This window comes from Methylibium sp. T29-B (genome assembly GCF_000576225.1).
GTDB classification, from domain to species: Bacteria; Pseudomonadota; Gammaproteobacteria; order Burkholderiales; family Burkholderiaceae_C; genus Methylibium; species Methylibium petroleiphilum.
The window spans coordinates 1-3165 of sequence record NZ_AZSN01000261.1 but is presented as its reverse complement, the minus strand read 5'-3'; the positions used below and the strand labels follow the sequence as shown (position 1 = coordinate 3165).

Here is a 3165-nt window from a genome sequence, read left to right as displayed (position 1 = left end):
CCGCTCGGCGCCGGCGGCCGGCGCGTGCGACACCGAGCTGAGCCGGGGCGCATGCGCCGGCAGCCAGCCGGCCCACGCCGGGTAGCGGCGCAGGAAGTGGAACACGAAGAAGCTGCGCACCAGCCGCCACAGGCTGGACTCCTGCAGGTCGGTGGCCTCGATGCGCTTGCAGCAGTGGGCCATCAGGTGATCGAGCCGCTCGCCCAGCCGGCGGTTGAAGTCGCGGTCGCGGATCATCACGTTGGCCTCGAGGTTGAGCGACAGGCTCAGCGGATCGAGGTTGCTGGAGCCCACGGTGGACCACTCGTCGTCGGCCACCGCCACCTTGCCGTGCAGCGGGCGCTCGCAGTACTCGTAGATGTGCACGCCGGCGCGCAGCAGGTGGTGGTACAGCATCTCCGCGGCGCTCTTGACGATGGCCATGTCGGGCTCGCCCTGCAGGATCAGCGAGACCTGCACGCCCCGCCGCGCCGCCCGGCGCAGCTCCCTCAGCAACCGGTAGCCGGGGAAGAAGTAGGCATTGGCGATCACCAGACGGTGGCGCGCGGCGCGGATCACGGCGCGGTAGTGGCGCTCGATGTCCTGCGGGTGCTCGCGGTTGTCGCGCGTGACGAACATCGCCTGGCGGCGCCGGCGGCGGCCTGCGGCGGCAGCGCCGACGGCGGTGCGCGACGTCGGAACCAGCGGCGCTCCGAGGAGGACCGGCCCGGGCGCCCTTCGACGATGGCCTGCTGCACGAAGCGCTGGATGTGCGCCACCAGCGGGCCTTCCAGCTCCACCGCGTAGTCCTGCTTGGCCTCGGGCCCGAAGTCGGCCAGGTGATCGGCCGAATAGTTGATGCCGCCGACGAAGGCGCGCTCGCCGTCCACCACCACGATCTTGCGGTGCATGCGGCGGAACAGGTTGGTGCGCCAGCCGAACAGCCGCGTGCCGGGGTCGAACACGTGCACGCGCACGCCGGCCTCGGTGAGCGCGCCGATGAAGGCCGGCGACAGGTCGGGCGAGCCGAAGCCGTCGATCGTGATGTCGACCTTCGCGCCGTTGCGTGCCGCCGACAGCAGCGCGGCATGCAGCGCGAGCCCGACCTTGTCCTCGAACAGGATGAAGGTCTCCAGCAACACCTCGTGGCGCGCCGCGGCGATGGCCTCGAACACGCGCGGGAAGTAGGCCTCGCCGTTCTCCAGCAGCGTGAAGCGGTTGCCGTCGACCCAGCGTGGCGCGCTCACAGCGAGATCTCCGCGGCCAGCGGCGCATGGTCCGACAGGTGCGACCACGGCCTGCGTGGCAGCACCATGGGCGCGTGCACCGCGGCGTTGCGCACGTAGATGCGGTCGAGCTGCAGCATCGGGAAGCGGGCCGGGAAGGTGCGGGCGGAAGTGCCTCCCGAGTGCAGGAACACCTCGCGCAGGCCGGCGCGGTGCTCCAGCACGCGGTGCGCGCTGCGCCGCCAGTCGTTGAAGTCGCCGGCCACCACCAGCGGCGCGTCGGCCGGCACCTCGCGCTCGACCAGCTCGCACAGCAGCGCGAGCTGCCGGCTGCGGTGCGACTCCTGCAGGCCCAGGTGCACGCACACCGCGTGCACGTTGGCGCTGCGGCCGGGCAACTGCAGCACGCAGTGCAGCAGGCCGCGCCGCTCGGGCCCGCTGATCGACACGTCGAGGTTCTCGTGCCGCAGGATCGGGAACTTGGACAGCACCGCGTTGCGTGGTGGCCGTGCGGATAGACCGCGTTGCGGCCGTAGGCGAACTGAGGCAGATCGAATCGGCGAGGAACTCGTAGTGCGGCACCGCCGGCCAGTTGGCGAGGCGGGCGGTGTGGCGCTCGTGCGTGCCCTGCACTTCCTGCAGGAACACCACGTCGGCACCCACGGTGCGCACGGCGTCGCGCAGCTCATGCAGCATGAACTTGCGGTTGAACGAGGTGAAGCCTTGTGGGTGTTCACGGTCAGCACCTTGAAGGCGAAGGAAGACGAGGCGTCGGCGGAACTCATGGCAGGGAAGAGGAGACGATCCCATTTGTACCGAGCGCCGCGCGCCGGCGCTGTAGGAGGAAGGCGCGTGCCGCCGACGGACGGCGGCGCTGGCGCGGGCCCGGGCCGGTTCGGGCGACACTCGCGGCTGCCCCCGCATGGAAACCATCGCCGTCATCGACTTCGAAACCACCGGCATCTCGCCCGGCCAGGGCGCGCGCGCCACCGAGATCGCCGCGGTGCTGGTGCGCGGCGGGCAGATCGTCGGCCGCTACCAGAGCCTGATGAACAGCGGCGCCTGGGTGCCGCCGTTCATCGAGCAGCTCACCGGCATCAGCAACCGCATGCTGGAGCGCGCGCCGCCGGCCGAGCGGGTGATGCGCGAGGTGCTCGACTTCACCGCGGGCTGCCCGCTGGTGGCGCACAACGCGGCCTTCGACCGCGGTTTCTGGCAGGCCGAGCGCGCCCGCGCCGGCTGTGACGAGGACGCCGCCCACGCGTTCGCCTGCACGCTGCTGCTGGCGCGCCGCCTCTACCCCGAAGCGCCGAACCACCGGCTGGGCACGCTCGCGAAGCTGCATGCGCTCCCCGACGGCGGCCGCGCCCACCGCGCGCTGGCCGATGCCGAGACCGCCGCCCACCTGCTGCTGCGCATGCAGGACGACCTGCGCGCCCGCTTTGCCGCCGAGCTGGCCGAGCGTGCGGTGAGCCATGCGCTGCTGGCCCGCCTGCAGCGGGCGCAGCGCAGCGGCCTGCGGCGCTGCCTGGCCGAGGCCGGCCTGTGAGTCCCCGCAAGCCGGGGACTCAAGTTCCAGCGGCGGTGGCCGACAACACGGCCATGACTCCCTCCACCGCCGACACCGCGGCCACCGTGCGCAACGAGCAGTTGCACCAGCACGGCGCGCTGGTGCGCCGCATCGCCAAGCGCATGCGCGCGCGGCTGCCGGCCAACGTGGAGATGGACGAGCTGCTGCAGGCCGGCCTGATCGGCCTGAACGAGGCGATCACTCGCTTCGAGGAAAGCTTCGGCGCCAGCTTCGACACCTATGCCTCGCGCCGCATCGAAGGCGCCATGCTCGACAGCCTGCGCGCCGCCGACACCCTGTCGCGCGACGCCCGTGCCCACCAGCGCGCCATCCGCGCCGCGGTGCAGGCGCTCGAGCACCGCCTGCTGCGCCCCCCGCGCGCCATGGAAG

2 protein-coding genes and 2 pseudogenes are annotated in these 3165 nt (G+C 72.2%); 2 read left to right on the top strand and 2 right to left on the bottom strand.

All coding sequences use genetic code 11. The features are described 5' to 3' along the window. Positions 1-1226, bottom strand: a pseudogene (gene clsB, locus Y694_RS20760) (cardiolipin synthase ClsB); the annotation flags it as partial. After that, positions 1223-1990: pseudogene (locus tag Y694_RS20755) on the bottom strand (endonuclease/exonuclease/phosphatase family protein). The pseudogenes Y694_RS20755 and clsB, both read right to left, overlap by 4 nt. A 137-nt stretch (positions 1991-2127) precedes the next feature. Here Y694_RS20755 and Y694_RS20750 point away from each other — a divergent pair. Together Y694_RS20750 and Y694_RS20745 are read left to right on the top strand one after the other, a co-directional pair. After that, on the top strand, positions 2128-2754 hold the full coding sequence (locus Y694_RS20750; protein WP_036236133.1) for a PolC-type DNA polymerase III: 627 nt from the start codon (positions 2128-2130) through the stop codon (positions 2752-2754). Between the two features lie 53 nt (positions 2755-2807). Continuing rightward, positions 2808-3165: sigma-70 family RNA polymerase sigma factor (locus Y694_RS20745; protein WP_155935885.1), on the top strand; the 358-nt coding region annotated here is incomplete at its 3' end.